This is a genomic window from Micromonospora echinofusca, assembly GCF_900091445.1.
In the GTDB taxonomy this organism is placed as follows: Bacteria; Actinomycetota; Actinomycetes; order Mycobacteriales; family Micromonosporaceae; genus Micromonospora; species Micromonospora echinofusca.
This window is the reverse complement of sequence record NZ_LT607733.1, coordinates 6,328,432-6,353,501: the sequence shown is the minus strand read 5'-3', so window position 1 is coordinate 6,353,501 and position 25,070 is coordinate 6,328,432. Positions and strand designations below refer to the sequence as shown.

17 protein-coding genes are annotated in these 25,070 nt (G+C 73.6%); 6 read left to right on the top strand and 11 right to left on the bottom strand.

The window, feature by feature from the left end:
• Positions 1 to 54 precede the first annotated feature (54 nt).
• Complete coding sequence (locus GA0070610_RS27310; RefSeq protein WP_089002691.1) at positions 55 to 1,896, bottom strand: NHL domain-containing thioredoxin family protein; 1,842 nt, start codon at positions 1,894 to 1,896, stop codon at positions 55 to 57.
• 291 nt (positions 1,897 to 2,187) lie between these two features.
• Entirely contained in the window at positions 2,188 to 4,836 is a 2,649-nt protein-coding gene (locus tag GA0070610_RS27305; protein WP_089002690.1) for a helix-turn-helix transcriptional regulator, read from the bottom strand.
• Between the two features lie 385 nt (positions 4,837 to 5,221).
• Here GA0070610_RS27305 and GA0070610_RS27300 point away from each other — a divergent pair, with 385 nt between their 5' ends.
• Positions 5,222 to 6,382 (top strand): FG-GAP repeat domain-containing protein, encoded by a 1,161-nt coding sequence (locus tag GA0070610_RS27300; protein ID WP_157747250.1) that lies wholly within the window; start codon positions 5,222 to 5,224, stop codon positions 6,380 to 6,382.
• 63 nt (positions 6,383 to 6,445) lie between these two features.
• Here GA0070610_RS27300 and GA0070610_RS27295 read toward each other — a convergent pair whose 3' ends face one another.
• The 5 genes from GA0070610_RS27295 to pdhA form a co-directional block, all read right to left on the bottom strand.
• A complete protein-coding gene (locus tag GA0070610_RS27295; protein WP_089002688.1) occupies positions 6,446 to 9,283 on the bottom strand; it encodes an LppU/SCO3897 family protein in 2,838 nt (945 codons plus the stop codon).
• Between the two features lie 342 nt (positions 9,284 to 9,625).
• Positions 9,626 to 9,763 carry a hypothetical protein gene (locus GA0070610_RS31005; RefSeq protein WP_165947779.1) on the bottom strand — a complete coding sequence of 46 codons (138 nt, stop codon included), beginning with the start codon at positions 9,761 to 9,763 and terminating at the stop codon, positions 9,626 to 9,628.
• 259 nt (positions 9,764 to 10,022) lie between these two features.
• Positions 10,023 to 11,471, bottom strand: coding sequence for a dihydrolipoamide acetyltransferase family protein (locus GA0070610_RS27290; RefSeq protein ID WP_089002687.1), 1,449 nt, complete (start codon positions 11,469 to 11,471; stop codon positions 10,023 to 10,025).
• Between the two features lie 5 nt (positions 11,472 to 11,476).
• A complete protein-coding gene (locus GA0070610_RS27285) occupies positions 11,477 to 12,466 on the bottom strand; it encodes an alpha-ketoacid dehydrogenase subunit beta (RefSeq protein WP_089002686.1) in 990 nt (329 codons plus the stop codon).
• The gene (pdhA, locus tag GA0070610_RS27280) at positions 12,466 to 13,641 is read right to left on the bottom strand and encodes a pyruvate dehydrogenase (acetyl-transferring) E1 component subunit alpha (protein WP_089002685.1); all 1,176 of its coding nucleotides are present in this window, start codon (positions 13,639 to 13,641) and stop codon (positions 12,466 to 12,468) included. Before pdhA ends, GA0070610_RS27285 begins: the two co-directional genes overlap by 1 nt.
• 541 nt (positions 13,642 to 14,182) lie before the next feature.
• On the opposite strand from pdhA, the gene GA0070610_RS30735 reads away from it, so the two are divergent.
• Together GA0070610_RS30735 and GA0070610_RS27260 are read left to right on the top strand one after the other, a co-directional pair.
• Complete coding sequence (locus GA0070610_RS30735) at positions 14,183 to 15,109, top strand: hypothetical protein (protein ID WP_157747249.1); 927 nt, start codon at positions 14,183 to 14,185, stop codon at positions 15,107 to 15,109.
• Positions 15,110 to 15,318: 209 nt separating this feature from the next.
• Positions 15,319 to 15,909, top strand: coding sequence for a phosphatase PAP2 family protein (locus GA0070610_RS27260; RefSeq protein ID WP_157747248.1), 591 nt, complete (start codon positions 15,319 to 15,321; stop codon positions 15,907 to 15,909).
• Between the two features lie 47 nt (positions 15,910 to 15,956).
• Here the strand turns inward: GA0070610_RS27260 and GA0070610_RS27255 are convergent, their stop codons facing one another.
• Positions 15,957 to 16,445, bottom strand: a complete 489-nt coding sequence (locus GA0070610_RS27255) for a winged helix-turn-helix transcriptional regulator (protein ID WP_089002682.1) — start codon at positions 16,443 to 16,445, stop codon at positions 15,957 to 15,959.
• Between the two features lie 72 nt (positions 16,446 to 16,517).
• On the opposite strand from GA0070610_RS27255, the gene GA0070610_RS27250 reads away from it, so the two are divergent.
• Both GA0070610_RS27250 and GA0070610_RS27245 read left to right on the top strand, forming a co-directional pair.
• Positions 16,518 to 17,105: a dihydrofolate reductase family protein gene (locus tag GA0070610_RS27250; RefSeq protein WP_089002681.1), complete on the top strand. Its 588-nt coding sequence runs from the start codon at positions 16,518 to 16,520 to the stop codon at positions 17,103 to 17,105.
• Complete coding sequence (locus GA0070610_RS27245; protein ID WP_089002680.1) at positions 17,099 to 17,914, top strand: MBL fold metallo-hydrolase; 816 nt, start codon at positions 17,099 to 17,101, stop codon at positions 17,912 to 17,914. The genes GA0070610_RS27250 and GA0070610_RS27245 overlap by 7 nt, the downstream gene beginning before the upstream one ends.
• Before the next feature lie 158 nt (positions 17,915 to 18,072).
• Here GA0070610_RS27245 and GA0070610_RS27240 read toward each other — a convergent pair whose 3' ends face one another.
• The 3 genes from GA0070610_RS27240 to GA0070610_RS27230 form a co-directional block, all read right to left on the bottom strand.
• Complete coding sequence (locus GA0070610_RS27240; protein ID WP_089002679.1) at positions 18,073 to 19,293, bottom strand: hypothetical protein; 1,221 nt, start codon at positions 19,291 to 19,293, stop codon at positions 18,073 to 18,075.
• Between the two features lie 115 nt (positions 19,294 to 19,408).
• A complete protein-coding gene (locus GA0070610_RS27235) occupies positions 19,409 to 21,094 on the bottom strand; it encodes a GTPase (RefSeq protein ID WP_089002678.1) in 1,686 nt (561 codons plus the stop codon).
• A complete protein-coding gene (locus GA0070610_RS27230) occupies positions 21,091 to 22,932 on the bottom strand; it encodes a GTPase domain-containing protein (RefSeq protein ID WP_089002677.1) in 1,842 nt (613 codons plus the stop codon). The genes GA0070610_RS27235 and GA0070610_RS27230 overlap by 4 nt, the downstream gene beginning before the upstream one ends.
• 223 nt (positions 22,933 to 23,155) lie before the next feature.
• Here GA0070610_RS27230 and dnaK point away from each other — a divergent pair, with 223 nt between their 5' ends.
• Positions 23,156 to 25,036, top strand: coding sequence for a molecular chaperone DnaK (gene dnaK / locus GA0070610_RS27225; RefSeq protein WP_089002676.1), 1,881 nt, complete (start codon positions 23,156 to 23,158; stop codon positions 25,034 to 25,036).
• Positions 25,037 to 25,070 lie beyond the last annotated feature (34 nt).

Sequence of the window (25,070 nt, the reverse complement as noted above, 5' to 3'; positions counted from 1 at the left end):
GGGGCCCCGTCCCGCGAAGGACGGGACCCGCCCGGCGTCGGCCGTGGCCGGGCGTCAGGCGTCGTCCAGGCCGCGGAGCACCAGCGGGAGCCGCACGGCGGCGCCCTCGACGACCCGGACCGGCACGCCCCAGTCCTGCCGGGTCAGGTGGCAGGCCGCGTGCTCGACGTCCGCGTCGCAGGTCGCCGCCTGGGCGGTCACCTGGAGCACGCCCCCCGCCACCGTGCCGTCGACCACCAGCCGCCGGGACAGTTCGGTGCCGGTGCCCGCGCCCTCCACCAGCAGCTCCGGCGGCGACGCCGACACCACCAGCCGCGTCGACGGGCCGTACGTCTCGTCGAGCTTCTGCCCCGGCGCGGGCGTGAAGATCACGTCCAGGGTCACCTCGCCGGCCGCCACGTCGGTGGACTTGCGTTCGGTGCGGTGCCGGGGGCCGTCGACGGTGCTGGCGCCGGCCGCCGAGAGCGCGCCCGGTGCCAGCCGGGTCAGCCGGTGCGCGGCGGACTCCACCACCAGCACCTCGCCGGCCGGGGTGAGCAGCAGGTCGCTCGGCTCGGCCAGCCCGTCGGCGACCGTCGAGACCCGGTCGCTCTCCGGGTCGAAGCGGCGGACCGCCCCGTTGTACGTGTCGGCGATCAGCACCGAGCCGTCCGGCAGCGCGCACACCCCCAGCGGATGCTGGAGCAGCGCCTCCGACGCTGGCCCGTCGACGTGCCCGAAGTCGAAGAGCCCCTGCCCGACTGCGGTGCCCATGACGTCGTTCTCGACGTACCGGATCGCGCTGGTCTCGCTGTCGGCCACCCAGAGCCGGGCGCCGTCGGCGGAGACGGAGAGGCCGGACGGCTGTGCCATCCACGCCTCCGCCAGCGGGCCGTCGCGCAGGGCCTCGACGGTGGTGCCCGCGTACATGCCGGCGGTGCGCTTCACCGGGTCGAACCACCAGAGCTGGTGGATGCCGGCCATCGCGACGACGACCTTGTCGTCGTACCAGGCCAGGTCCCAGGGGGAGGAGAGGTCGACCGAGAGCGCGTCGTGCGAGTGGTCGTCAACCGTGGAACGCCACTGCCGGCCGGTGCCGGCGACGGTCACCACCTCGCCGCCCGCCAGCCGTACGCCGCGCAGCAGGTGGTTGACGGTGTCGGCGACCACGAGGTCGTAGCCGGCCACCTCGGCGGTGTGCGCCGGCAGCAGGCACAGCCCCTGCGGCTCGGAGAAGGTGGCGGCCCCGGCGGGACCGTCGGCCCGGCCCCGGGTGCCCGCCCCGATGCGGCGGACCAGCGTCTCGCCGTCGGGCGCAAGCTCCGCCAGCGAGTGCCGGGCCGAGTCGGACACCAGCAGGTTGCCGCTCTCCAGCAGCACCGCCTTGCCCGGGAAGCGCAGCGTGGTCTCCGGCTCGGCCGGCGGGACGTACGGGCCGTCGCCCCGGTGCAGCGTGCCCTTCGCCTCGTGGGTGTCGATCAGGTCGTCGACGAGCCGGGCGAGCCCTTCGGCGTGACCCTCGCCCGCCATCGTCGCCACCACGTAGCCCTCGGGATCGATCACCGACAGGGTGGGCCAGGCGCGGGCCGCGTACTGCTGCCACATCTCCAGCTCGGGGTCGTCGAGCACGGGGTGGTGCACGCCGTACCGTTCCACGGCGGCGGCCAGCGCGTCCGGGTCCTTCTCGTGCTCGAACTTCGGCGAGTGCACGCCGATCACGACGAGCACGTCGCCGTACTTCTCCTCCAGCGGGCGCAGCTCGTCGAGCACGTGCAGGCAGTTGATGCAGCAGAAGGTCCAGAAATCTAACAAGACACAGCGACCTCGAAGGTCCTTCAAGGTCAGGTTCCGCCCACCCGTGTTGAGCCACTGCCGGCCCCGCAGTTCGGGGGCACGTACGCGCGCTGTCGATCCCATGTCAGCCAGCCTGCCATGTCTTGCTGGAGCCGAGCCGGGCATCGGGGGCTCCTCGGGACGGTGGCGAATCGGTACGGTGTGTGGCATGGGTGCTCTCAAGCCGTGGCACCTCGCCACGCTGTGCTGTGTGGTCTCGTCCGCCGCGCTCATTGGCGGCCTGGTCTGGTTCCTGGTCACGCGGGCGAACCGGCGCTAGCCGGGGCCGACGCTGCGGACGCCATTTCGGTGCCGGTCGTCCCACGGGATGGTTGGCTGGCAGGCCGACGGGCCGCGACAGGTCGACCGGGGCCGTTACACGACCTGGCGGGCGATCGTGGGGAGGACGAAACCGTCCTCGGCGAGCGCCCTGGCGAGTTCGTGACGGCGATGGATGCCGAGCTTGCTGTAGGCGCGATGGAGGTGGTTCTCGGCGGTGCGCGCCGAGATGGTCAGCGCCCTGGCGATCGCGGGGGTGTCCATACCCGTCGCGGCGAGTTCGCTGACCTGCCGTTCCCGGTCGGTCAGAGCCGGAGCGGTCCTGGGCTCGGGCAGCCACTCCGGCCAGGTGCCCTGGTGCTCGCCGAGTAACCGCTGGGTCCTTCTGGCCAGTGCGTTCGTGACCCGGCCGCCACCGAACATCGCCCCGTTGGCCGCAGCTTCCAATGCGAAACCGCGGTATCCGAGCTCCTCGAACGTGGCGCTGACCCGGTTGAGTACCCGCGCGTCCCGGCGGGCCAACGCCTCCGCGTGCTCGGCGAGGAGGGCGAAGAGTCTGCCGTCCGTCTTGGCGGCGAGTTCGCGGACCCGGCTGGCCGCGGCGGCGGACGGGGCGAGCCGCACCTCCACATGCAGGAACTCCGTGGCCATCAGCAGATCCCCGGCCCTGGCCGCCTCGGCCGCCAGGCGGCGTAGGAGGGTGGCGGCTCCGGTCCGGTTGCCCGAGATGACCAGCGCCCACACCTCGCCGAAGGCGCCATAGTCGGAAGCGGTGCGTGCCGTCGCGCCCCGACGGAGTCGGGAAAGCAGCTCCTGTGCCTTCTCGACCTGCCCGAGTTGTGCCTCGACACCGACGCCGATAGCCAGCAGGGTTTCCCGGAACCTGAAGCCGACCCGCTCGGCGGTGAGCGCACGGGCCTCACGCAACCACCGTGCCGCCTGCCCGGCGTTCCCCTGGTAGTAGGCGCAGATCCCGCCCGCGAGGGCGATGGTGGCGACCCCGTCCGGCGTGCCGTGCTCCACGGCGTCCCGGTAGTGGCGTCCCACCAGGTCCGCCGCTTGGCGGACGGCACCGGCCATGATGAGGGCCTGCACGTGAGTGGCCTGGAGGAGCGCGCGCATCGCCGGCCAGATCGAGGGCTTTCCGCTCAGGTCCGTGGGGAACTCCGCGACGGCCCGCTCGGGTCTTCCGCCCAGCAGCAGGAGTCGCGGGCGGAGCGGCGGGACCACGCCCGCCAGGAGCGGGTCGCGCGGCGGGTGCTGCGAGAGCTGGTCCACCGCGTCGGCCGCCTCGGCGGCCGGGCCGCCGAAGGCCATGACGAACGCCTCGGCCGCCAGCAGGTCGGCGTGGACGTCGGCGGGCAGCGCGGCCCGCGCCTCGGCGATCATCCGGAGCGCGCTGTCCGGCTCGTCGATTCCCCAACACCGGTTGACGGCGCGCAGGGCGGCGGCGTTCGCGCGTGCCGCCGGATCGGTCAGGTTCCGGTACGCCTCGGCCAACCAGCGCTCTGCCGAGCGATGACTGCCTCGGGCAAGCAGTGCGCGGCCGAGGTGCCAGGCGGCTGCGGGCCCGTGCACCTGTCGTGCGAGTTGCTCCGCGGTGGCCGCGTCGTGGCCGAGTAGCGCCTCCGCGGAGGCTCGCAGCACCTCGTCATCGGGAACCTCGAACCGGGCGGCCAACCGCCACAGGACGTCGCGGACCCGGTCGGGGGACCCGGTCGCCTCCAGCGCCGCGACCAACTCGGCGTGCACGCGCCGGGCCCGCAACGGCCCGGTCCGCGTACGGACGGTACGAGCGGTGATTGGGTGGGCCACGGTGACCAGCGTGGACGGATCGGACTGGTCGAGCCGGATGAGGCCGAGCTCCTCCAGACGTTCGATCACCGACATCGGGGCCAGGTGTTCGATCACGTCGACCGGAGCCCCGTCCCCATAGGCGATGTATCGCAGTGCCGCGGACTCCTCCGTCGACAGCGGCTCCAACGGTCCCGTCAACGCGTCACCGGCCCAGGCCCGGACGACCGTGCCCTGTCGCCAGCCCACCACGTGATCGTGGAGGGTCAGCGCGTCGTTCTCTACCGCGTTCCGCAGCAGTTCGCGCAGGAGGAGCGGATTACCGCCGGTGAGCCGCCACAATCCGTCCGCGGTGAGCCCGTCGACGTCGGTACCGAACGCGGCGGAGATCAGCTGCCTGGTGTGTTGCCAATCCAGTGGTGCGAGATCCACCCGGTCGAGCCGTACGGTCCGGCGCAGCACATCGACCGGGCCCGTGCCGATCGCGGTCTCCGCTGCCGCGAGCAGCACCCGCACCCTTTGCTCCGAGGCCAGTTTTCCCACGAGTCGTGCGGCAGCCTCGTCCAGGCCGCTCACGTTGTCGACGGCGAGAACCACCAGGTGCTGGCCGGTCGGCCGAGGAAGGCTCTCGATGAGCCGGTGCAGGGCTCCTGCCGGCGCGGTGTCGAGCGGCTCCACCTGCGGAGCCAGGTGACGGGCCACGCCGAGCGGAGCACCCTGGTCCGTCATGGTTCCGTTGGCTGGCAGCACATGGTGGCCCTTGGCCACGCAACGGTGCAGGACGGCCTCCAGGACCCGGCTCTTGCCCACTCCGGTAGGCCCCGTGACCAGCACTGCGCGCCCCTCGGGCGCCAACAGCCGATCGATCGTCCGGTCGATGTCGGGGTCGCGGCCCACCAGTGGCCACCGCCGTCCGATCTGAGCGGTCGAGCTGATCATCGCGTCGGGCACGGGAACTCCTGTTGGGCGGGTGTTCGCAGCACCGGGGTCACGAGGCCGGTCTGCCAGGATATCCGGCTGGCAGGCCTCCTAGATCGAGCGCCAGGCCCGGGTGCCGGCACGTCCAGTCGACTCGCCCTGCCCAGACGGGTAGCCGTCCCGCCCATTCGCCGATGCCCCCGGCTGCCGGACACCGCTGCCCGTCCACAGCCCTGCCCTGCGGGCCTTGTGTGACCTGGGGCACATTTATCTGAGTATTCACTACTCAGGCGTGCGGGCGAGAGGTCGGGACATCATCAGTGCTGACGCCAGTCGGAGCGTGTGAATTCCGCTGATTGGCGAAAAGAATCATTTGTAGCCGCAATCTCCGCAGCACGAGAAAGTGGGTTGTCCACGAATGCTGTACGAACGAAACCTCAGAAGATGGGGGGCTCGTGTGCTGTTTGCCGCCGCTCTCCTCATCGGTTCCATTGCCGTTACGCCGCCAGCCGTCGTGCACGCCAAATCGCCAACCACCAACGTTCAGTTCGGCATGGCCTGGGTCGACTTCAACGCCGACGGGAAGGCTGATTACTGCTCTGACTGGTCGTCTACGGAACTGAGGTGTGTACTTTCAACGGGTATCGGCCTCGGCCAGCGGATCACGGGGTTCAACCAGGACCCTGGTTACCAGGAGGGGCGGGCCTGGGTCGACTTCAACGGTGATGGTCGGGTCGACTACTGCCGGGTGGTCGCGGCCGGAGGTAAATCTCTGTCCTGCACCCTGTCGAACGGCACGTCGTTCGGGTCGACGTACACGTCAGGAGGGCTCGACCCGGGCTGGACCGCGGGTCAGGCCTGGGTCGACTTCAACGCGGACGGGCGTGCCGACTTCTGTCGGGTGATCGGGACCTGGAGCCAGAAGGTCCAGTGCACCGTCTCCACGGGCACCGGCTTCGGCGCCACCTACACCTCCGGCAACATCGACGCGGGCTGGGACGCCGGCCGGGACTGGGCGGACGTCAATGGGGACGGCCGAGCCGACTACTGCCGCGTCGTCAGTTCCAGCAAGCTGCAGTGCACGCTCTCCACGGGCACGGGGTTCGGCACCACCTTCACGTCCGCCAACCTGGACGGCGGATGGGACGACAGCCGTGACTGGGTCGACTTCAACGGCGACGGGCGGGTCGACTACTGCCGGGTTGTCGGCAATTTCTCGAAGTCGGTCCAGTGCACGCTCTCGACGGGCAACAACTTCGGGTCGACCATCACCTCGGCTGCCATGGATGTCGGCTATTGGGTCACCCGAGGATGGGCCGACTTCAACGGTGACGGCCGCCTCGACTTCTGTCGGATCACCAACGCTCTCGGCGTCTGCACGGTGTCGAACGGCAGTTCCTTCGGCGTCACCTACTCGCACCCGTCCGGGAACTACAGCTACATCAGTGGGAACGGGTGGGTGGACCTCAATGGAGACGGGCGAGCCGACCACTCGACTGTTGAGGAGCAAACCACCTTCTACCTCTCCACCGGGACGGGTTGGGGCGGTCCTCTGATTAGTCCCCCCCCAAGCGCCTGATCCTCGGCGGTGCAAGCGACGGCGGGGCCACGGATGACCGTGGCCCCGCCGTCGCGCGGTGAGTTACTGGCCTGCCGGCTTGAGGCAGAGCACCCGGTTGGTCCCGCCGCCCTGGAGCTCCACGTGCGGCTGGGTCGGGTCGGCGCACTTGTCCTTCGCGTCCACCTTGGAGACCACGGTGAAGGCGCCCGCCTCGCCGCACTGCGCCGCCGCCGCGCTCTCGCCCGACTTCTTCACGCAGCTGCCGACCGCCGGGTCGAACGCCGGGGCCGGGTCGTCGCCGCCGACCTTGCCGAGCAGCATGAGCAGGCCCAGGGGTACCGCCAGGATGAGCACCGCCGCGACCAGCACCGCCGCGAGCACCCGGCCGTTGCGGACCTTGGGCGTGGGGGCGGGCTCGGCCTTCGGCTCCGCGATCGGCTTGAACGAGTCGAAGCGGTTCTGCTCCTGCTCCGGGCCGCCCTGGTCCCAGGGGCCGGGCTGCTGCGGGGGCGGCGGGAACGCCGCCGGGAACGCGCCGCCCGACGTGGGCGCGGCGGTCGGGGCGGGCCCGTAGCCGGGTGCCGCGCCGCCGGACGGCGTACCGAACGGGTCGGCGGGCCGGTCCGCGCTGTCGTGCGGCCGGACCCCGTTCACCGGCCGGTCACTGGCCGGCGGGTCGACGAAGGACGGCACGCCCGGCGGGAAGGCCGGGGGCGCGGCCGGCGAGGCGGGTGCCATGGGTGCGACCGCGCCGAAGACGGCGGTCCCGCTCGGCGCCCGGTCGCGGTCGTCGAAGCGAGCCTCCGGACCCTGGTCGAACCGGCTGTCGGGGCTCCGGTCGAACTGCTCGTCCGGTCCCTGGTCGAAGCGGTTGTCCTGGCCCTGGCCGAACCGGTTGTCCTGGCCCTGGCCGAAGCGCGGCTCGTCGACGCGGGGATCCGGCCCCTGGCCGAAGCGCGGGTCCTGGTCGAACTGGGGGTCGGGCCCCTGCCCGAAGCGCGGCTCCGGTCCCTGGTTGAAGCTGGGCGCCGGCGGGTGGTCGGGCCGGTGCCCGCCCGGGGCGTCCTGCTCCGGCTCGTCCGCAGGCTCGGGGCGGGCCGGCCTGCCGTACACCCGGGGTTGCGGCGCCGGCGTGCCGACCGGCCGCAGTGCCTGGTCGGTGGGCGGCATGACCCGACTGGCCAGCGGCACCGAGGCGCTCGCCGACACGCTGCCGGCCGCCGGATCGGCAGCCTCCGGCGACGGTACGGAAGCCCGCCCGCCCGCCTCCGGCGAGGTACGGGGTGCGGGGACCACCGGACCGGCGGGCGACTGCGGCTCGTCGTGCCGGGAGCCGGCCTGGGCCCAGCCCGGCTGCTCGTGCTCGTACGCCTGCGGGGTGCCGTCGCGGCCCGGCTGCTCGGGGGCGAACTGGGCCGGCGGGGCGTAGTCGGCGGGCGGCGCGGCGGCCAGGCTCGCGCCGGGCACCCGCTGCTCCTGCGGCGGCAGTGGTACGGCGTTGGCCGGCGAGATGCCGGGCCCCGGTGCGGGCTGGTAGATCGGCGGCTCCTCGGCCCGCTCCGGCTCCCAGCCGTTGCCGGCCTGGGCCGGTGCGGGCTCGCCCGTCTCCGCGCGACCCCACGCCTCGTCCGCAGACCAGGGCTCGACGTCCGGTACGGCCGGGCGCTCGCCGCTGGCACCCCGCTGCGGCAGGCTCTCGGGGGCGGAACCCCACGGCTGCTGCCCGCCGTCGCCGGGCATCGGGACGGATGCGCGGCCGGGCGGGGTGGCGGCGGGCTGTGCGGCACCCCAGCCGTTGGCGTCCCGGTCGTCGGGCTGCGGCGGGGGGACGGAGGCGGCACCCCGTGCGGAGCGCTCGTCCCGGGCCGACCACTCGTCGCCCTGGGGCTGGTCGTCGCGGGGCGCGGTCCAGTTTCCGTCCGGACGCTGCTCCGCGCCGGCGTCCCAGCCGGGCTGCTCGTCCTGCTGCTGCTCGGCGCCGTTCCAGCCGCCGGAGCGGTTGGGGTCGTCCTGCTGCGCTGCGGGGGGCCAGCTGCCGGCCGGGTCCTGAGGGGACTCGGCGTTCCAGCCGCCGGAGCGGGCGGGGTCGTCCTGGGCGGGCCAGGGCTGGGGGGCGGGTGCGGCCTGGGGGACCCGGGCGGCGCCACGGGCGGCGGGCTCGGGCTGGGCCCAGGCGGGCGACGCCTGCTCGTCCTGCTGCTGGCCGCCGCCGTTCCAGCCGCCGGAGCGGTTGGGGTCGTCGTGCTGCTGGCCGGCTGCGTTCCAGCCGCCGGAGCGGTTCGGGTCGTCCTGCTGTGCGGCCCAGTCGGCCTGCGGGGGGCGGTCGTCCGGCGCGGCACCGTCGGCCCAGGCGCCGGGACGTGCCTGCTCGCCCTGCTGCTGCTCGGCTGCGTTCCAGCCGCCGGAGCGGGCCGGGTCGTCCTGGGCGGGCCAGGGCTGGGGGGCGGGTGCGGCCTGGGGGACCCGGGCGGCGCCACGGGCGGCGGGCTCGGGCTGGGCCCAGGCGGGGGACGCCTGCTCGGCCGGCGCCCACGCGGGCTGCTCCGGGCCGGCGTGCGGCGGCTGCTGCGGAGGAGGAGCGGCGGCGGCCCACGCCGGGCCGGACTGCTCCTGCGCGCCGGGCCACGCCGGCTGCGGCGATCCGCTGGGCGGCCCCCACTGGCCGGGCTGGGCCGGGTCGGTCTGCTGCGGCGCCTGGGCGGCCCACGCGGGGGCCTGCTGCTGCTCACCCTGCGCGCCCCAGGCCGGCGGGTTCGGTCGGCCCGACGGGGGCGGGGGCGCCCAGCCCAGGTCGGGGGCGCCGGCGCCGTAGCCGTTGTCCTGCTGTGCCGGGCGGTCGCCGTACGGCGCCGGTCCGCCGGCGCCCGGCGACACCTCGTCCGGCTGCTGGCCGGGGTGGTGCGTGCCCTCGGACGTCATGCGTGCGCCTCCTCCATCACCTGTCGGCCGCCGCTGCCGATCGGTCTTCTCGGCAGGGTGGCCGGCGTCGCCGGTGTACCGGCCGTGCCGGCTCCCCGCACCGTATCGGGTGACCACCCGAGGGCGTCCGGGGAGCACGGCCGTCACTCCCCGTGGCCGGACGGTGTCGAGCGGCTTCTATCGACTCGACTGTTCCGGGTCGGCGGGCGACGACCGAAGCCCACCGTACCGGGCGCTGGGGCGAGGTGGAATCCCGGTGCCAACCGCTGCGAAACGCCGACGACCCGCCCGGCGGGACCGGGCGGGTCGTCGATCTGGAGGAGGTGAGGAAGGTTCCGGGCGTCAGCTCATGTGACGCTGGGCGATGGCGAGGATCTCTTCGCGGACCGCGGGCGAGTTCGCGGAGCGCAGCGCGTGCTCGATGGCACGGGCGCGGCGGTTGGCGTCGCGGCGGTTACGGATTCGCTCGATCATGCTCACGGGTCTCTCCTCCTGGCTATTCGGTTGTCAGCCCCTTGATGACTCCATTGAACCCCAAGACGGCGCCAACTTCCAACGATTATTAGGTGAGCTGGGACACGAGCCGAACAATCGAAGGTGTGAAGGGCTTGTGACCGACGCATTCCTCTGTCTCTGGAGTCGGTCCGATGCCGGGCGTGAGCACGCCCCCAAACGGACACGGCCGGTGTGCCGGGCGTCAACCCGTCGCACACCGGCCGTTCGGCTGGCTTCAGGACCGTCAGGTCCAGGCGAGCAGCGCCGCCTCCGGATCGGCCAGGAACTCCCCGATGTCGCGCAGGAACTTCGAGCCCAGCTCACCGTCGATGATGCGGTGGTCGAAGGACAGGCCCAGCGTGGTGACCTGACGCGGCTTCACCTTGCCCTTGTGCACCCAGGGCATCTCGCGGACCGCGCCGAAGGCCAGGATCGCCGACTCGCCCGGAGGCAGGATCGGCGTACCGGTGTCCACCCCGAACACGCCGACGTTGGTGATCGTCAGCGTGCCGCCGGACATGTCGGCCGGCGAGGTCTTTCCGGTCTTGGCCGTCTGCACCAGGTCGGTCATCGCGTCCGCCAGCTCACGCAGCGAGAGCCGGCCGGCGTCCTTGATGTTCGGCACGATCAGCCCGCGCTCGGTGGCCGCCGCGATGCCCAGGTTGACGTAGTCCTTGACGACGATCTCGTCGCCGGCCCAGGTCGAGTTGACCATCGGGTGACGCTTGACCGCCAGCAGCACCGCCTTGGCCACCAGCAGCAGCGGCGAGACCCGTACGTCGCGCCACTCCCGCCGGTTGCGGAGCCGGTCCAGGGCCTTCATCGCCCGGGTCACGTCGACGGTGAGGAACTCCGTGACGTGCGGAGCGGTGAACGCCGAGCGGGACATGTTCTCGGCGGTGAGCTTGCGTACCCCCTTGACGGGGATGCGCTGCTCGCGGTCCGCGCCGAAGCTCGCAGCCGCCGTGGCCGGCGCCGACACCGCGAGCGGCTCGGCCACCGTCGTGGCCCCGCTCGCCGCCCGCTGTACGTCCTCCCGGGTGATCGAGCCCAGCGGCCCCGACCCGGTCAGCGTGGACAGGTCGACGCCGAGATCCTTGGCGAGCTTGCGTACCGGCGGCTTGGCCAGCACGGGCCCACCGGCCGGTCCGTGACCGTTCGACGGCGCGGCGACCACCGGGGCCGGCTGCGTCGGTGCGACCGGCGTCGTAGCCTGGGCCGGCACCGGTGCGTCGCCCCTGCGCGGGCGGCGCTTGGCCGCCGCGGTGCGCGGGCCGTAGCCCACCAGCACGGCGGTACGGCCGCCCGGGGCGGGACCGCCGATCAGGCCCGGCTCGACCGCGCCCTCGGCCGGCGCCACCTCGACCGCGGCCAGCGACGCCGCCGACGGGGTGGGCAGGGCGGAGGCCGGCGCACCGGTCGTCGACTGCTCGATCGGCCCGGCGCCCGGGTCGGTGTCGATCGCGATGATCGGCGTACCGACCTCGACCGTGCTCCCCTCCGGGTGGAAGATCGCCTGCACCTGGCCGGCCCACTTCGCCGGGATCTCGACGGCCGCCTTGGCCGTCTCCACCTCGACGATCGGCTGGTTCAGCTCGATCACGTCGCCGACCTTGACGAGCCACGCGAGGATCTCACCCTCGGTCAGGCCCTCGCCCAGGTCGGGCAGGTTGAACTCCTTGATCCGTGACATGCCGCTCACCAACCGAAGGTGCGGTCGACGGCGTCGAGCACCCGGTCGAGGTCGGGCAGGTACTCCTCCTCCACCCGGGAAGCCGGGTAGGGGGTGTCGAAGCCGGTCACCCGCAGCACCGGGGACTCCAGGGAGTAGAAGCACTCCTCGGTGATCCGGGCGGCGATCTCCGAGCCCAGGCCCAGGTTGCCCGGGGCCTCGTGCACGACCACGCAGCGGCCGGTGCGCTTCACCGACTCGTACGCGGCGGCCAGGTCCAGCGGGGAGATCGAGCGCAGGTCGATGACCTCCAGCTCCCGGCCGTCCTCGGCGGCGGCGGTCGCCGCGTCCAGGCAGGTCCGCACCATCGGCCCGTACGCCAGCACCGTGGCGTCCGTGCCGGTCCGCACGACCCGGGACGAGTGCAGCGGGTACGCCCCCGACAGCGGGGCGTCCAGCTCGACCGGGCCCTTCTCCCAGTAGCGCCGCTTCGGCTCCAGGAAGACGACAGGGTCGTCCGACGCGATGGCCTGCTGGATCATCGTGTACGCGTCCTGCGGGTTGGCGCAGGACACCACCTTCAGGCCGGCGGTGTGGGCGAAGTACGCCTCCGGCGACTCCGAGTGGTGCTCGACCGCGCCGATGCCGCCGCCGAACGGGATCCGGATGACCATCGGGATCCGCACCTTGCCCTGCGAGCGGTAGTGCATCTTCGCCACCTGCGACACGATCTGGTCGTACGCGGGGTAGACGAAGCCGTCGAACTGGATCTCGCAGACCGGCCGGAAGCCGCGGATGGCCAGGCCGACCGCGGTGCCGATGATGCCGGACTCGGCGAGCGGCGTGTCGATCACGCGCTGGTCGCCGAAGTCCTTCTGGAGGCCGTCGGTGATCCGGAAGACGCCGCCGAGCTTGCCGACGTCCTCGCCCATGATGACGACCTTCGGGTCGTTCTCCAGGGCCCTGCGCAGACCGGTGTTGAGGGCCTTGCCGAGGGTGAGCGTCTCCGTGGCCATCAGTGGGCGCTCCCCTCGAACGACTCCATGTACTTCGTGAACTGCGCCCGCTGCTCGTCGAGCTCGGGGGACCCGTTGGGGTAGACGTGGTCGAACATCGTCACCGGATCGGGGTTGGGCATGGCGAGCACCCGCTCGCGCAGGTGCACCGACTCGGTGCGGGCCTGCTCGTCGACGGCGGCGAAGAAGTCCGCGTCGGCGATCTGCTGCTTCTCCAGGAACGCCTTCATCCGGGCGATCGGGTCCTTCGCCTGCCAGGCCTCGACCTCGCTGGCGATCCGGTAGCGGGTCGGGTCGTCGGAGGTGGTGTGCGCGCCCATCCGGTAGGTGTAGGCCTCGATCAGGCTGGGGCCCTGGCCGAGCCGGGCGTTGTCCAGCGCGTGCCGGGTCACCGCGTACGACGCGAGGACGTCGTTGCCGTCCACCCGCACACCGGGGAAGCCGAAGCCGCCCGCCCGCTGGTAGAGCGGCACGCGGGTCTGCCGCTCCAGCGGCTCGGAGATGGCGTACTGGTTGTTCTGGCAGAAGAACACCAGCGGGGCGTTGAAGACGCTGGCCCAGACGAACGCCTCGTTGACGTCGCCCTGGCTGGTGGCGCCGTCGCCGAAGTAGGCGATCACCGCCTCGCCGTCCTCGGTGCCGGTCTTGCCGTCCATGTGGACGCCCATGGCGTACCCGGTCGCGTGCAGGGTCTGCGCCCCGATCACGATCGTGTACATGTTGAACTTGAACTCGTTCGGGTCCCAGCCGCCCTGGTCGACGCCCCGGAACAGGCCGAGCGGCATGATCGGGTCGATGCCCCGGCAGTAGAGGACGCCGTGCTCCCGGTAGGTCGGGAAGGCCATGTCCTGCGTACGCAGCGCGCGTCCCGAGCCCACCTGCGCGGCCTCCTGGCCGAGCAGGCTGGCCCACAGGCCCAGCTCGCCCTGGCGCTGCAACGCGGTGGCCTCGGCGTCGAGCTTGCGGACCAGCACGAGGTCGCGGTAGAGCCCGCGGTACTCCTCGTCGGTGAAGTCGACGCGGTACTCGGTCCCGTCCGGGCCGGTCGCGCTCTCGATCCGCTCACCCTCCGGGGTGAGCAGCTGCACCAGCTGCGGGTCGCCGGTCGCACCCTTCCTGGACCGGGGTGCGGCCCGTCGGCCGCGACTGGAGACCCCGGGGTCGCCCTTTGCCATCCGTCTCTCCCTGTCTGTCTGCGTCGGCACCGGGGGGTCACCCGGCCGCGCAACTCGTGCGCCTGCCCGGCTGGTGCCGGACGGGTTCCTGGCGGCCGCGCCTAGCCCCGGTAGGGGTTGCCGCGCGGCGTGAGCCGGATTCTGGCCGAACCCGGTTCGGGAGCGCCGGCGCCCAGCCGCGCCTGCCGCGAGGGTGCGCGGAGGTCGTGGCTGCGTTGCCGTCGTGGTCCATATTCGCATCACACGTGAGCGTGCCCACAGTGCGCCTTCCCCAGGCAGGGGCGGCGGCCCGCTTCGTCGCACGAAGTGCCCGGTGTCCGTTGCATCGACGCCCGGCCGATCCGGCGGTGGTTCGTCACCGTTCGGCCATATACGCGTGTCGACACGCTGTGCAGGGTTGGCTTACCCAGCGTCACTGGTCCAGGCTGTTTGGCACGGGATCGTTCGCGTCGGGCGGTTTGCCGCTCCCGCGCGTCGGGGCGGCGCCCCGGACGGTCCTGTACGACCCGTCCGCCGCCGGAGCGACGAGGAGGAGTGCGTGGTGTCCGAGCCAGGTCGAGATCCCGCCACTCCCTTCCTCGGCCGGCACCGTGCCGCCGGCGGCTACCGCCGCCTGGTCGGCGCGCACCGGGCGCCCGGTCAGGGCGGACCGTCCCGGGGCTACCTGTTCACGGTGGCGCTGCTCGCCGGCACGGCGTCGATGCCGATCCTCGCGGCGATCAGCACCGGCTCCGCCACCGTCGGCAGCACCGCCCTGCCGGACACCAGCACCCCGTTCCTGCCGACCCCCTCGATCGGCCCGGTGGTCATCCCGGTGCCGGCGACGGGTCAGCCGCCGGTCGTCCCGGCGACCCCGTCCCCCGCCGTGCCCGCCCCGGGCGACTGGCGGACCGTCGTGCCCTTCCCGCGTACGCCGATCGTCGCCGCGCCGGCCCCGCCCCCGGCGCACGCCCCGGCGGCGCGCCCGAAGCCCCCGCCGCCGCCCCGGCCCGGCGGCCGGCCGGTCCCGCGGCCCCCGGCGAGCCCGTCCCCGAAGCCCTCCCCGCCGCCGTCGCCGAGCCCGTCGCCGAGCCCGAGTCCGGCGCCCACGCCGACCGCCGAGCCGACCTCGGTGGAGCCGACGAGCAGCCTCTCGCTACCGCCGCCCGGGCCAACGGCGACGCCCGCGCCCCCGTCACCGGACGGCCCGACCGCCAGCGCGACCGTCGACCCCGGCCCGACCGCCGCTCCCGGCTCCACCGCCGGCCCGACCGCCGGCCCGACCGCCGGCCCGACCGCCGGCCCGACCGCCGGCCCGACCGCCGGCCCGACCGCCGCCGGCCCGCCGGTCGGCTCCGGATCGAGGGTCGCTCCCGGCCGGCGCGTCGACCTCGGCCCGACCGTCGACCTCGGCCCGACCGGCGGGGTCGGCTCGACCGGCGGGGTCGGCTCGACCGGCGGTGCCAGCCGCGTTGTCGATCCGGCCTGACCGGCGGTACCGGCCGGGACCGGGCACCGGGCCGGTTCGTCGCGGGTACGGTGACGTCGACGGCACGTGATCCACGACGGGGCCCGGTCCCGCCGGCGCGCCGGAAGCGGACGGGGACGGTCCCGGGCGGCGGCCCGGGGCGGAGCAGAGGCGGGACGCTGAGCGGATCGGGCGGTTCGGACGCGGGGCCTCAGACCCGGCAGACCGCCGTGCCCCGGCCCGGCCCGACCCTCCGGCTCGCCCGGTTCGTCACCGAGTTGACCGCGCCCGCCGTGCTGGTCTCGGCGCTGACGCTGGCGGTCGGCTGGCACAGCACCCGGGGCACCCACGGCCTCGCGTGGGGGCTGCTGGCCACGCTCTTCGTCAGCGGGATCCCGTTCGCGTACATCCTCGGCGGTGTGCGACGGGGCCGGTTGACCGACCACCACGTCGGGATCCGCGAGCAGCGCCGGGTCCCGCTGCTGTTCGGGCTCTGCTCGGTCGCCGCCGGGCTGGCCCTGCTCGCGGTGCTCGGCGCTCCGCGCCCGGTGCTGGCCCTGGCGGCGGCCGGGCTCGTCGGCCTGGTGGTCGCCGTGACGGTGAGCCACTGGTGGAAGATGTCGATCCACTCGGCGGTGGCCGCCGGCACGGTGGTCGTGCTGGTGCTCACGTTCGGGGCCGGGTTGCTGGCGACGGCGCCGCTGCTCGCACTGGTCGGCTGGTCCAGGGTCCGCCTACGCGACCACACCGTGCCCCAGGTGGTCGCGGGGCTCGCCCTGGGCGCCCTGGTGGCCGCCCTGGTCTTCGCCCCCCTGCGCTGACTCCCGCGGAACCGGCCGTCGCCGCTCCGGCGCGGAACCGGCCCTAGCTAGTCGCGGCGTTTCTGCTCGGCGTAGGCGGCGTTCAGGCGGTCGAGGGGGCCCGGGCCATCGTGGGGCTTCGGCGGGGCGTCGAGGTGGCGTACCCGGAGCTCGTCCATGAGCTCCTCGATGAACGCCGGACCCGCGTCGCGCATCATCCGCTGTCGGATCTGGAGCTTCTCGGTGCCCGGGCGCCAGTCGAGGCCCCAGTTGCCGAGCGCGTAGAGGACCGGAACCGTCCGGATGCCGGCTTCGGTGAGGCTGTAGCGGGCGCGCTGCCCTCGCATCGCGGTGCCGCGGGTGAGGATCCCCGCCTCGACGAGCCGCACGAGGCGGTCGGCGAGGATGTTCGAGGCGATGCCCTCGATCGACCCGGTGAGCAGCGCCCGGAAGTGGCGGCGGTCGCCGAAGATGACGTCGCGGAGCACGAGCAGCGCCCATCGGTCTCCGAGCACCTCGACGGCCGCGTTGATCGGACACCCGGACCGTGGTTCCACGACTCCTCCTTGACAGGTACTTGGCCCCCAATATAGTGGTTGCAAATCGCAACCACTGGCGGAGGAGGGATGATGGGCCGCTTCCTGTACTGGATGAATGTGTCCCTCGACCTGCGGATCGAGCAGGTTCCCGGGGACGACGGCGCCGGCGAGTGGCTGCGCATCGACGAGGAACTGCACCGGGAGTTCAACGCGCGGGCGCGAACGCTCGCGGGCATGGTCCAGGGCCGGGTCATCCACGAGACGATGGAGGAGTTCTGGCCGCGGGCGCGCGAGGACGCGTCGCTGCCGGACTTCATGCGTGAGTACGGCGAGATCTGGACCTCCGCGCCCAAGGTGCTCGTCTCCCGCACCCGCCACAGCGCCGATCACGGCACCCGGATCATCGGCGGGGACGACGCGATCGAGCAACTGGCTGCCCTCAAGGCTGAGACCGACGGCACCCTCGGTGTGGGCGGCGCGGCGCTCGCCACGCAGCTTCTCCGGGCGGGGCTTCTCGACGAACTGCTGCTCTTCACCCACCCGGCGATCCTCGGCTTCGGCCGGCCGCTGTTCGATGACTGGGACATGCCGATCGAGCTCGACCTGATCGAGCAGCGATCGTTCAAGCAGGGCGTCACGATGCACCACTACGCCATCCGGGAGACGAACTCGTGCTGAGGCAGGTCGCGGACGGCGTACTGGTTCACGAGAGCGAATTCCTCCAGAGCAACACCATCGTCGTGCAGGGCCGCGCCGGCGTGCTGCTCATCGACCCGGGGTTGCAGGACCACGAACTGGCCTGCCTCGCGAACGACCTGTCCGCATCGGGCCGGACCGTCGTGGCGGGCTTCTCGACGCATCCGGACTGGGATCACCTGCTCTGGCACGCACAGCTCGGCGAAGCGCCCCGTTACGGCACGGCCCGCTGCGCGGCCGCCGCCCAGGAACAGCTGTCCGACCCGGAGGCGAAGGCCCACATCACCGAACACCTGGCCGAGACGGAAATCGCCGGGCAGGTGTCGCTGGACCTGTATGGCCTCATCACCGCCCTGCCCGCCGGGACGGCGCGGATTCCCTGGGACGGTCCGGGAGTCCGGATCGTCGAGCATCGAGCGCACGCGCCCGGCCACGCGGCGCTGCTCGTCGAGGAGCGCGGGGTTCTCGTCGCCGGCGACATGCTCTCCGACGTCCTGATCCCGATGCTCGACCTGGACGGCGCCGCCGACCCGATCGAGGACTACCTCGCGGCGTTGCGGCTGTTGGAGGGCGTGGCGGCCGACGTCGACGTCGTCGTCCCAGGTCACGGGTCGGTCGGCGGAGCCGGTCAGGTGCACGAGCGGATCGAGCGGGACCGGGCGTACGTGCTCGCCTTGCGTGCCGGCCGCGAGCCCGATGACCCACGGATCGGCCCCTCGGCCAAGCCCGGCTGGGAGTGGGTGAGCGATGTGCACCACGGGCAGGCCCAACGCCTGGCCGCTGGTGACTAGGACGCGTTCCCTGACCTGGGCCCCGCGCGTCGCCGCTTCCGCGGGTCCGGCCGTGATCATGAGATTGGCGGCAGCCAGGAAGATCGACATCGCCAACCTCATGATCAACGCGGCGGGCCGCCTGAACCACCGACGACACGAGACGCGCCGGGATGGCGTCAGGCGGGGTCGTCGGTCAGCCGGTGGCGGTTGGCCTCGATCCAGGCGTTCAGGGCGGCCGGGTCGTCCGGGTCGACGCCGTCGGCCATGAGCTGCGCCACGGCGGCCGTGGCGGGGCTGCGGCGTTCGCCCGTGCTGTAGAGGCGCGCGAACTCCGGCACCATCTCCTCGATGGCCGTGTCGGTCTGGGCCGCCGCCTGCGCGGGCAGCCCGCGCTTACGGGCCGCGTACCCGGCCCAGGCGCGTAGCACCCGGGGCAGCAGCGCGGCGTCGTCCATGTCCAGCACGGCCCGCCGGTGCACCCAGTCGAGCAGGAACAGCCCGGCCACGGTGGGGCTCCACCGCATCGGGTCGGCGTCCGGGAAGCTGGCCGCGTGGTCCAGCAGCAGGCTGAGGCAGAAGTGCAGCGAGGCCAGCTCCGCCCCGTCGATGGCGTCCAGGCCGAAGCGGGCCGCCTCGGGCGAGGCGAGGAAGCGACGGACCAGGTCCGTACGCTCGGCGGCGGAGAGCGGCTCGGCGGGCGCGGGGGCCGCCCCGGCCGCCCGGGGCAGCAGTGCCAGCCGGGCGCCGAGCAGGGCGCGGTCGGTGGCGAGCGAGCCCTCCCCGGGCAGCTCGGTCAGTCCGTCGGTGATCGCCAGGTGGCGGGTCACCTCGGCGCGCATCCTGGCCGGCTCCTCGTCGCGGAACCAGGTCAGCTCGTCCCCCGAGCACATCTGCCGGACCTGGTCGAGGATCCGGTCGGGCGGCCCGCCGACGAAGACGTCCTTGGTGATGCCGATGTTGTGGTCGAGCAGCGTCACCACGGCGTGCGCCGAGCCGCCGGCCGGGTCGTCGTAGGCGAAGGTCGCCAGGTAGGAGCTCTGGTCGCCGTACACGTCGCCGTAGGACCAGCAGCCGGTCAGGTGCACGCGGCCGAGCTGGGCGACCCAGGCGGGGGTGGCGGCGCCCGGCCGGACCCGGCCGGCGCCCTCGGCGTCGGGCACCAGCGCGGCGAAGACGGAGCGGATGGTGGTCGCCGCGGCCGACCGGCGGCGGGAGGTGGCGGCCAGGAAGCCGGCCACGAAGTCCCGGACGGCGGCGTCACGCTCGGTCTCGGCGACCGAGTAGACGCTGCCGAGCAGGGCTGCGCCGAGCATCTCCGCGTCGAGGGCGTTGTCCAGCTTGGCCACGTCGCGGGCGGCGTGCAGCACCGCGTCGTACGGGGTCTGAGGCGTTCCCATCCACCGACCCTACGCCGCCGCCCGCCCCGGGAGGGTACGAGCGACCCGAGCGTCCGGCCCGCGTCGCGGCGGCACGCCGCCGACCTGCGGTTGCCGACGGAACCGGATTTCCGGCTCAGCGCCCGGCGGCCTCCTCCAGCGCCGTACGGGCCTCGGCGTAGGAGGCGAGCACTCCCCGCACCGGGGTCAGCACGTGTTCCTCGCCGACCGTCGCCACCGCGGCCGTGAGCCGCCGCTCGGCCCGGCGCCGGGCCCGGCGGGCCGCCCAGCGGACGATCGGCCTGGTCAGGGCGGCCACCAGCAGCCCGGCGAGCAGGCCGCCCAGGAGCAGCAGGGTGGGCAGCGGCACCTCGCCGACCATCGGGTGTTCCAGCGCCGGCAGGCCCAGCGCGCGCAGCGCGTAGCCGAGCGCCAGCCAGCCCAGCCCGGCGAGCGCGGCCAGGGTCACCAGCCACTGGAGGCCGCCGACGAACCGCCACCAGAGCGGTCGCCGGTCCATGCCGAGGTCCGTGCCGGCCACCGCGCGGTCCAGCGCGTCCGGCAGGTCGCCGAGGCGGGACCGGGCGGCGGCGGTGACCGCCGTCGGCCAGGAGGCGGGCAAGTCGGCCCCGGCCCGGTCGGCCACCGACCGGATCGCCAGCCCGAGCGCCGAGCGCTGGGCGGCGGTCGGGTCGGGCACCGAGGTCGCGGCGACGAGGCTCTCCGCCGGTGCGTCGCGGTCGGCGGCGGGGCCCGGCAGGTGCAGCCGGCGCAGCGGGTCGGGCCGCAGCCGCCGCCAGCCCCGGACCAGGGGCCAGCCGGTGGTGGCGGCGCCCCGGTGCCGGTACGCCTGCTCGACCGCCTCGGCGACCGCCGGCACCCCGGCCGCGCCGGCCAGCGCCCGGTGCAGCGCGGTGACGGCGGCGTCGTCCGGCCCGCCGGCCGGCGAGGCGTCCCCTACCAACTCGTCGAGCCCGGCCACCACCGCGTCCACGTCGCCCTGGAGCCGCCGCAGCGCGGCCTGCCGCTCGGCGACCGTGCGTTCCAGCGCCTCCCGCAGCCCGGCCATGCCCGCCGGGTCGACGGCGGTCGTCGCCAGCAGCGGTACGCCGTCCAGGCCGTCGGAGTCGAGCAGCCGGCGCAGGTCGGCCAGCACCCGGGGCAGCTCGGCCGGGGGCAGCCGGTCGGCCTGGTTGAGCACGACCAGGGTGACGTCCCGGTGCCGGTGGAACTCGCGCAGGTAGCTGGTGTGGATGAGGCGGTCTGCGTACTTCTGCGGGTCGACCACCCAGACCACGAGGTCGACCAGGCCGAGCAGCCGGTCCACCTCCAGCCGGTGGGACCGCTGCACCGAGTCGAAGTCGGGCAGGTCGAGCAGGATCAGCCCGTGCAGGGCGGACTCGTCGTCGCCGTCGAGCACGCTCTCCCGGACGAAACGGTGCCGGGGCAGCACGCCGACCCAGTCGAGCAGGCGGTTGCCGCCGTCGAGCGGCCCCCAGACGCAGGCGTGGGCGACGCCGGTGGTGGGGCGGCGCACCCCGACCGTCGAGAGTTCCATCCGGGCGAGCGCGTTGAACAGGCTGGACTTGCCGCTGCCGGTCGCGCCGGCCAGGGCCACCACGGTGTGGTCGCGGGAGAGCGCCAGCCGGGTGCCTGCCCGCTCGACCAGGGTGTGCGCCGGCACGAGCTGGGCGTCCGGCAGGTGGCCGTCGACGACCGTGAGGAACCGGCGTACGGCGTCGAGGCGGGCGACGAGCGCGTCGGCGTCCACCCGCTGGTCTCCGCGGAACGCCTCGCGCATCCGCCCGACGATGTTGGTCATGACCCTCCACCCCCGGTGCCGGGCAGGCCCGCGGCGGCCGCGCCGGCGAGGCCGCTGCGGTTGCGCGCGATCTCCACCCGGTCGGCGGCACCGCGCAGGGCCTCCGCCGTGTCCGCGGCGGGCCGGGCCTGCGCCGTGCGGTCCAGGTAGCGGGCGGCCTCGTCGTCGAGCAGGGCCCGCACCCGGTCCAGCAGGTCGGCCCGGGCCTTGGCGGCCAGCGTACGCACGGCCTGGTCGCCGAAGATCGCCTGGAGCACGGTCTGCGCGGCGACGGTCGTGCCGGCCCCGGTGGCCACCTCCAGGCCGGTGGGGATGAACGCCGTCGAGGCGAACACCGCGATCATCACGGCGAGCCCGGTGGCGTTGACCGCGTACGCGGCCGTGCGGGCCACGAAGCGGCGGTCGCCGCCCTCGGCGCGGACCAGCTCCAGCACACCCCGCTGCCACTCCCGGACCAGCCGCTCGGCCCGTTCCGGCAGGTCGGCGGAGGGGTGGGCCAGCTCCGGCCCGAGCAGCGCCGCCCCGGCGGGATGCGCCTTCCACCCGGTGTACGCGTTCTCGGCCGCCTCGGCGGCGACGCCCCGCAGCAGGGTCACCAGCTGCGACTCGATCGCGTCCCGCAGCTCGGACGCGGGCGCGGGCCGGCCGGTGACCGCCGCCACCACCCGGTCGCGCAGCCGCCCGATGCGGGCCTCCAGGGTGCGGAAGAACTCGCCGGTGCCGACGAACTCCTGCCAGCGGGCGAGCACCTCGCCGCGGAGCAGCCGACCGTCCTTCAGCCCCTGCTCGACGGTCCGGTGCGCCCCCCGGTACGCGGCCAGCACCCGCTCGTCGAGTGCGTCGGCGGCGGTGACCTGCTCCTCGGCGGCGTCGGCGAGCCCTTCGACCGCGGGGTGCAGCGCGCCGAGCGCGCCGTCCAGGGTCTGCCGGACCACGGCGGCGCGGGCGTCGGCGTCGGCGGCCAGCCGGGCGAACCAGGCGGCGAGCGGCGCGGTGACCCGGTCGGGCAGCAGGCCCTGCCCGTCGACCCAGGTCTCCGGCAGCACGAAGAGCGGGGCCGCCCCCAGTTCCTGCGCGGCGAGCATCTCCGACAGGTGGGCGGCGATCTCGTCGGCCGCCTCCGGGGGCACCCGGTCCAGCACCATGGCGATGACCGCGCCCCGGGCGCGGGCGCTGCGCAGCAGCTCCCAGGGCACGGCGTCGGCGTAGCGGGCGGCGGTGGTGACGAAGAGCCAGAGGTCGGCGGCGGCCAGGAGCTGACCGGCCAGGGCCCGGTTGGCGTCGACCACCGAGTCGATGTCGGGGGCGTCGAGGAAGGCCAGCCCGGCGGGCAGGGCCGGGGCGGTGACCAGTTGCAGGGTGCGCGGGTCCTCGCTGGGCTCGGTGGTGCGGGTCAGGCCCGGCAGCAGCTCGCCCTTGCGGAACCAGCCCGAGTCGGCGGGGTTGCAGACCAGCACCGGGGAACGGGTGGTCGGTCGCAGCACCCCGGCGGCGCTCACCCGCGCCTGCACCAGGCTGTTGACCAGGGTGGACTTGCCGGCGCCGGTGGACCCGCCGACCACCACGAGCAGCGGCGCGTCGAGCCGGCGCAGCCGGGGCAGCAGGTAGTCGTCGAGCTGGTCGGTGAGGCTTCCGCCGGCGCGCCGGGCGGGCTCGGCGGAGGGCAGCGCGAGGGGGAACCGGGCCGCCCCGATCGCGGCGCGCAGGCCGGCCAGCGCGGCGGGCAGGCTGTCGTCCCCGGTGGTGGCGGGCCGGTCCTCCCCGGCGTCCGTGGGGCCGGTGCGGGCTGCGACGGTGGGCGTGCCGGCCGGGGTGGCGGGATCGCCGTGCGTCGTCACCGCTAAAGCGTGCCCGACCGACGCAAGGGAAGACAACCGATCGGTAAGAACCTGGGGTTGCGTCGGGTCGGCTCAACCTCGACTTGACGATTTCGCGGGGCGTGGCACTATTGAGTCAAGTTCACTCAACTTGTGGTGGGGTCGCTGCGGGCGACGCCCGCCGGGCAGCTCGACGGGCGTCGCCCGTCACCTGCCCACAACGTGATGAAGCGAGGAAGCGAAGATGGCACGTGCGGTCGGTATCGACCTCGGCACGACGAACTCCTGCGTCAGCGTCCTGGAGGGCGGTGAGCCCACCGTCATCGCCAACGCTGAAGGCTCGCGGACGACCCCGTCGATCGTCGCGTTCGCCCGCAACGGCGAGGTGCTCGTCGGTGAGGTCGCCAAGCGCCAGGCGGTGACCAACCCGGACCGGACGATCCGCTCGGTCAAGCGGGAGATCGGCACCAACTGGTCCGTCGACATCGACGGCAAGAAGTACACCCCGCAGGAGATCTCGGCCCGCACGCTGATGAAGCTCAAGCGGGACGCCGAGGCGTACCTGGGCGAGCAGATCACCGACGCGGTGATCACCGTCCCGGCCTACTTCAACGACGGCCAGCGCCAGGCCACCAAGGAGGCCGGCGAGATCGCCGGCTTCAACGTGCTGCGGATCGTGAACGAGCCGACCGCGGCGGCCCTGGCGTACGGGCTGGACAAGGGCTCCAAGGAGCAGACCGTCCTGGTCTTCGACCTCGGCGGCGGCACCTTCGACGTGTCGCTGCTGGAGCTGGCCGAGGGCGTCGTCGAGGTCAAGTCGACCAGCGGTGACAACAACCTCGGTGGCGACGACTGGGACCAGCGGATCATCGACCACCTGGTGAAGACCTTCCGCGGCGAGCACGGCATCGACCTGGGCCAGGACAAGATGGCCCTCCAGCGGCTCCGCGAGGCGGCCGAGAAGGCCAAGATCGAGCTGTCCGCCGCCACCACCACCAACATCAACCTGCCGTACATCACCGCCGGCGCGGCGGGCCCGCTGCACCTCGACGTGACGCTCAGCCGGGCCGAGTTCCAGCGGATGACGCAGGACCTGCTGGACCGCTGCAAGGGCCCGTTCGAGCAGGCCGTCAAGGACGCCGGCATCAAGGTCTCCGACGTCGAGCACGTCATCATGGTCGGCGGCTCGACCCGGATGCCGGCCGTGACCGACCTGGTCAAGCAGCTCACCGGCAAGGAGCCCAACAAGGGCGTGAACCCGGACGAGGTCGTCGCCGTCGGCGCCGCCCTCCAGGCCGGTGTGCTCAAGGGCGAGGTCAAGGACGTCCTGCTGCTCGACGTGACCCCGCTGAGCCTGGGCATCGAGACCAAGGGCGGCATCTTCACCAAGCTGATCGAGCGCAACACCACCATCCCGACCAAGCGCTCCGAGGTCTTCACCACGGCGGACGACAACCAGCCGTCGGTGCTGATCCAGGTGTTCCAGGGCGAGCGGGAGATCGCGGCCTACAACAAGAAGCTCGGCACCTTCGAGCTGACCGGCCTCCCGCCGGCGCCGCGCGGCGTGCCGCAGATCGAGGTCACCTTCGACATCGACGCCAACGGCATCGTCAACGTCCACGCCAAGGACCTCGGCACCGGCAAGGAACAGAAGATGACGATCACCGGCGGCTCCTCGCTGCCGAAGGACGACATCGAGCGGATGCGCCGCGACGCCGAGGAGCACGCCGAGGACGACAAGCGTCGCCGCGAGGAGGCCGAGACCCGCAACCTGGCCGAGGCGCTCCAGTGGCAGACCGAGAAGTTCCTGGCCGAGAGCGGCGACAAGCTGCCGTCGGAGTCCCGTGACCAGATCAACGAGGCGCTCGGCGAGCTGCGTGGCGCGCTCGGCGGCCAGGACATCGAGAAGATCAAGTCGGCGCACGAGAAGCTGGCGCAGGTCTCCCAGCAGGCCGGCTCGCTGCTCTACAACCAGCAGGGCGAGCAGGAGGGCGAGGCCGGCCCGGGTACGGCGGGCGCCGCTGGCGCCGGGGCGACCGGTGGCCCGCAGGCCGGCGGCCCCGCCGGTGGCGCGGACGACGTGGTCGACGCGGAGATCGTGGACGAGGACAAGGACAAGAAGTGACGGTTCGTCCCCGGACACGGAACCACGGCAGAGG

Bases quoted from the DNA above. Each gene is read 5' to 3' on its own strand.
- GA0070610_RS27310 (WP_089002691.1), bottom strand. From the start codon at position 1,896: ATGGGATCGACAGCGCGCGTACGTGCCCCCGAACTGCGGGGCCGGCAG.
- GA0070610_RS27300 (WP_157747250.1), top strand. From the start codon at position 5,222: ATGCTGTACGAACGAAACCTCAGAAGATGGGGGGCTCGTGTGCTGTTT.
- GA0070610_RS27295 (WP_089002688.1), bottom strand. From the start codon at position 9,283: ATGACGTCCGAGGGCACGCACCACCCCGGCCAGCAGCCGGACGAGGTG.
- GA0070610_RS27290 (WP_089002687.1), bottom strand. From the start codon at position 11,471: ATGTCACGGATCAAGGAGTTCAACCTGCCCGACCTGGGCGAGGGCCTG.
- GA0070610_RS27285 (WP_089002686.1), bottom strand. From the start codon at position 12,466: ATGGCCACGGAGACGCTCACCCTCGGCAAGGCCCTCAACACCGGTCTG.
- pdhA (WP_089002685.1), bottom strand. From the start codon at position 13,641: ATGGCAAAGGGCGACCCCGGGGTCTCCAGTCGCGGCCGACGGGCCGCA.
- GA0070610_RS27250 (WP_089002681.1), top strand. From the start codon at position 16,518: ATGGGCCGCTTCCTGTACTGGATGAATGTGTCCCTCGACCTGCGGATC.
- GA0070610_RS27240 (WP_089002679.1), bottom strand. From the start codon at position 19,293: ATGGGAACGCCTCAGACCCCGTACGACGCGGTGCTGCACGCCGCCCGC.
- GA0070610_RS27235 (WP_089002678.1), bottom strand. From the start codon at position 21,094: ATGACCAACATCGTCGGGCGGATGCGCGAGGCGTTCCGCGGAGACCAG.
- dnaK (WP_089002676.1), top strand. From the start codon at position 23,156: ATGGCACGTGCGGTCGGTATCGACCTCGGCACGACGAACTCCTGCGTC.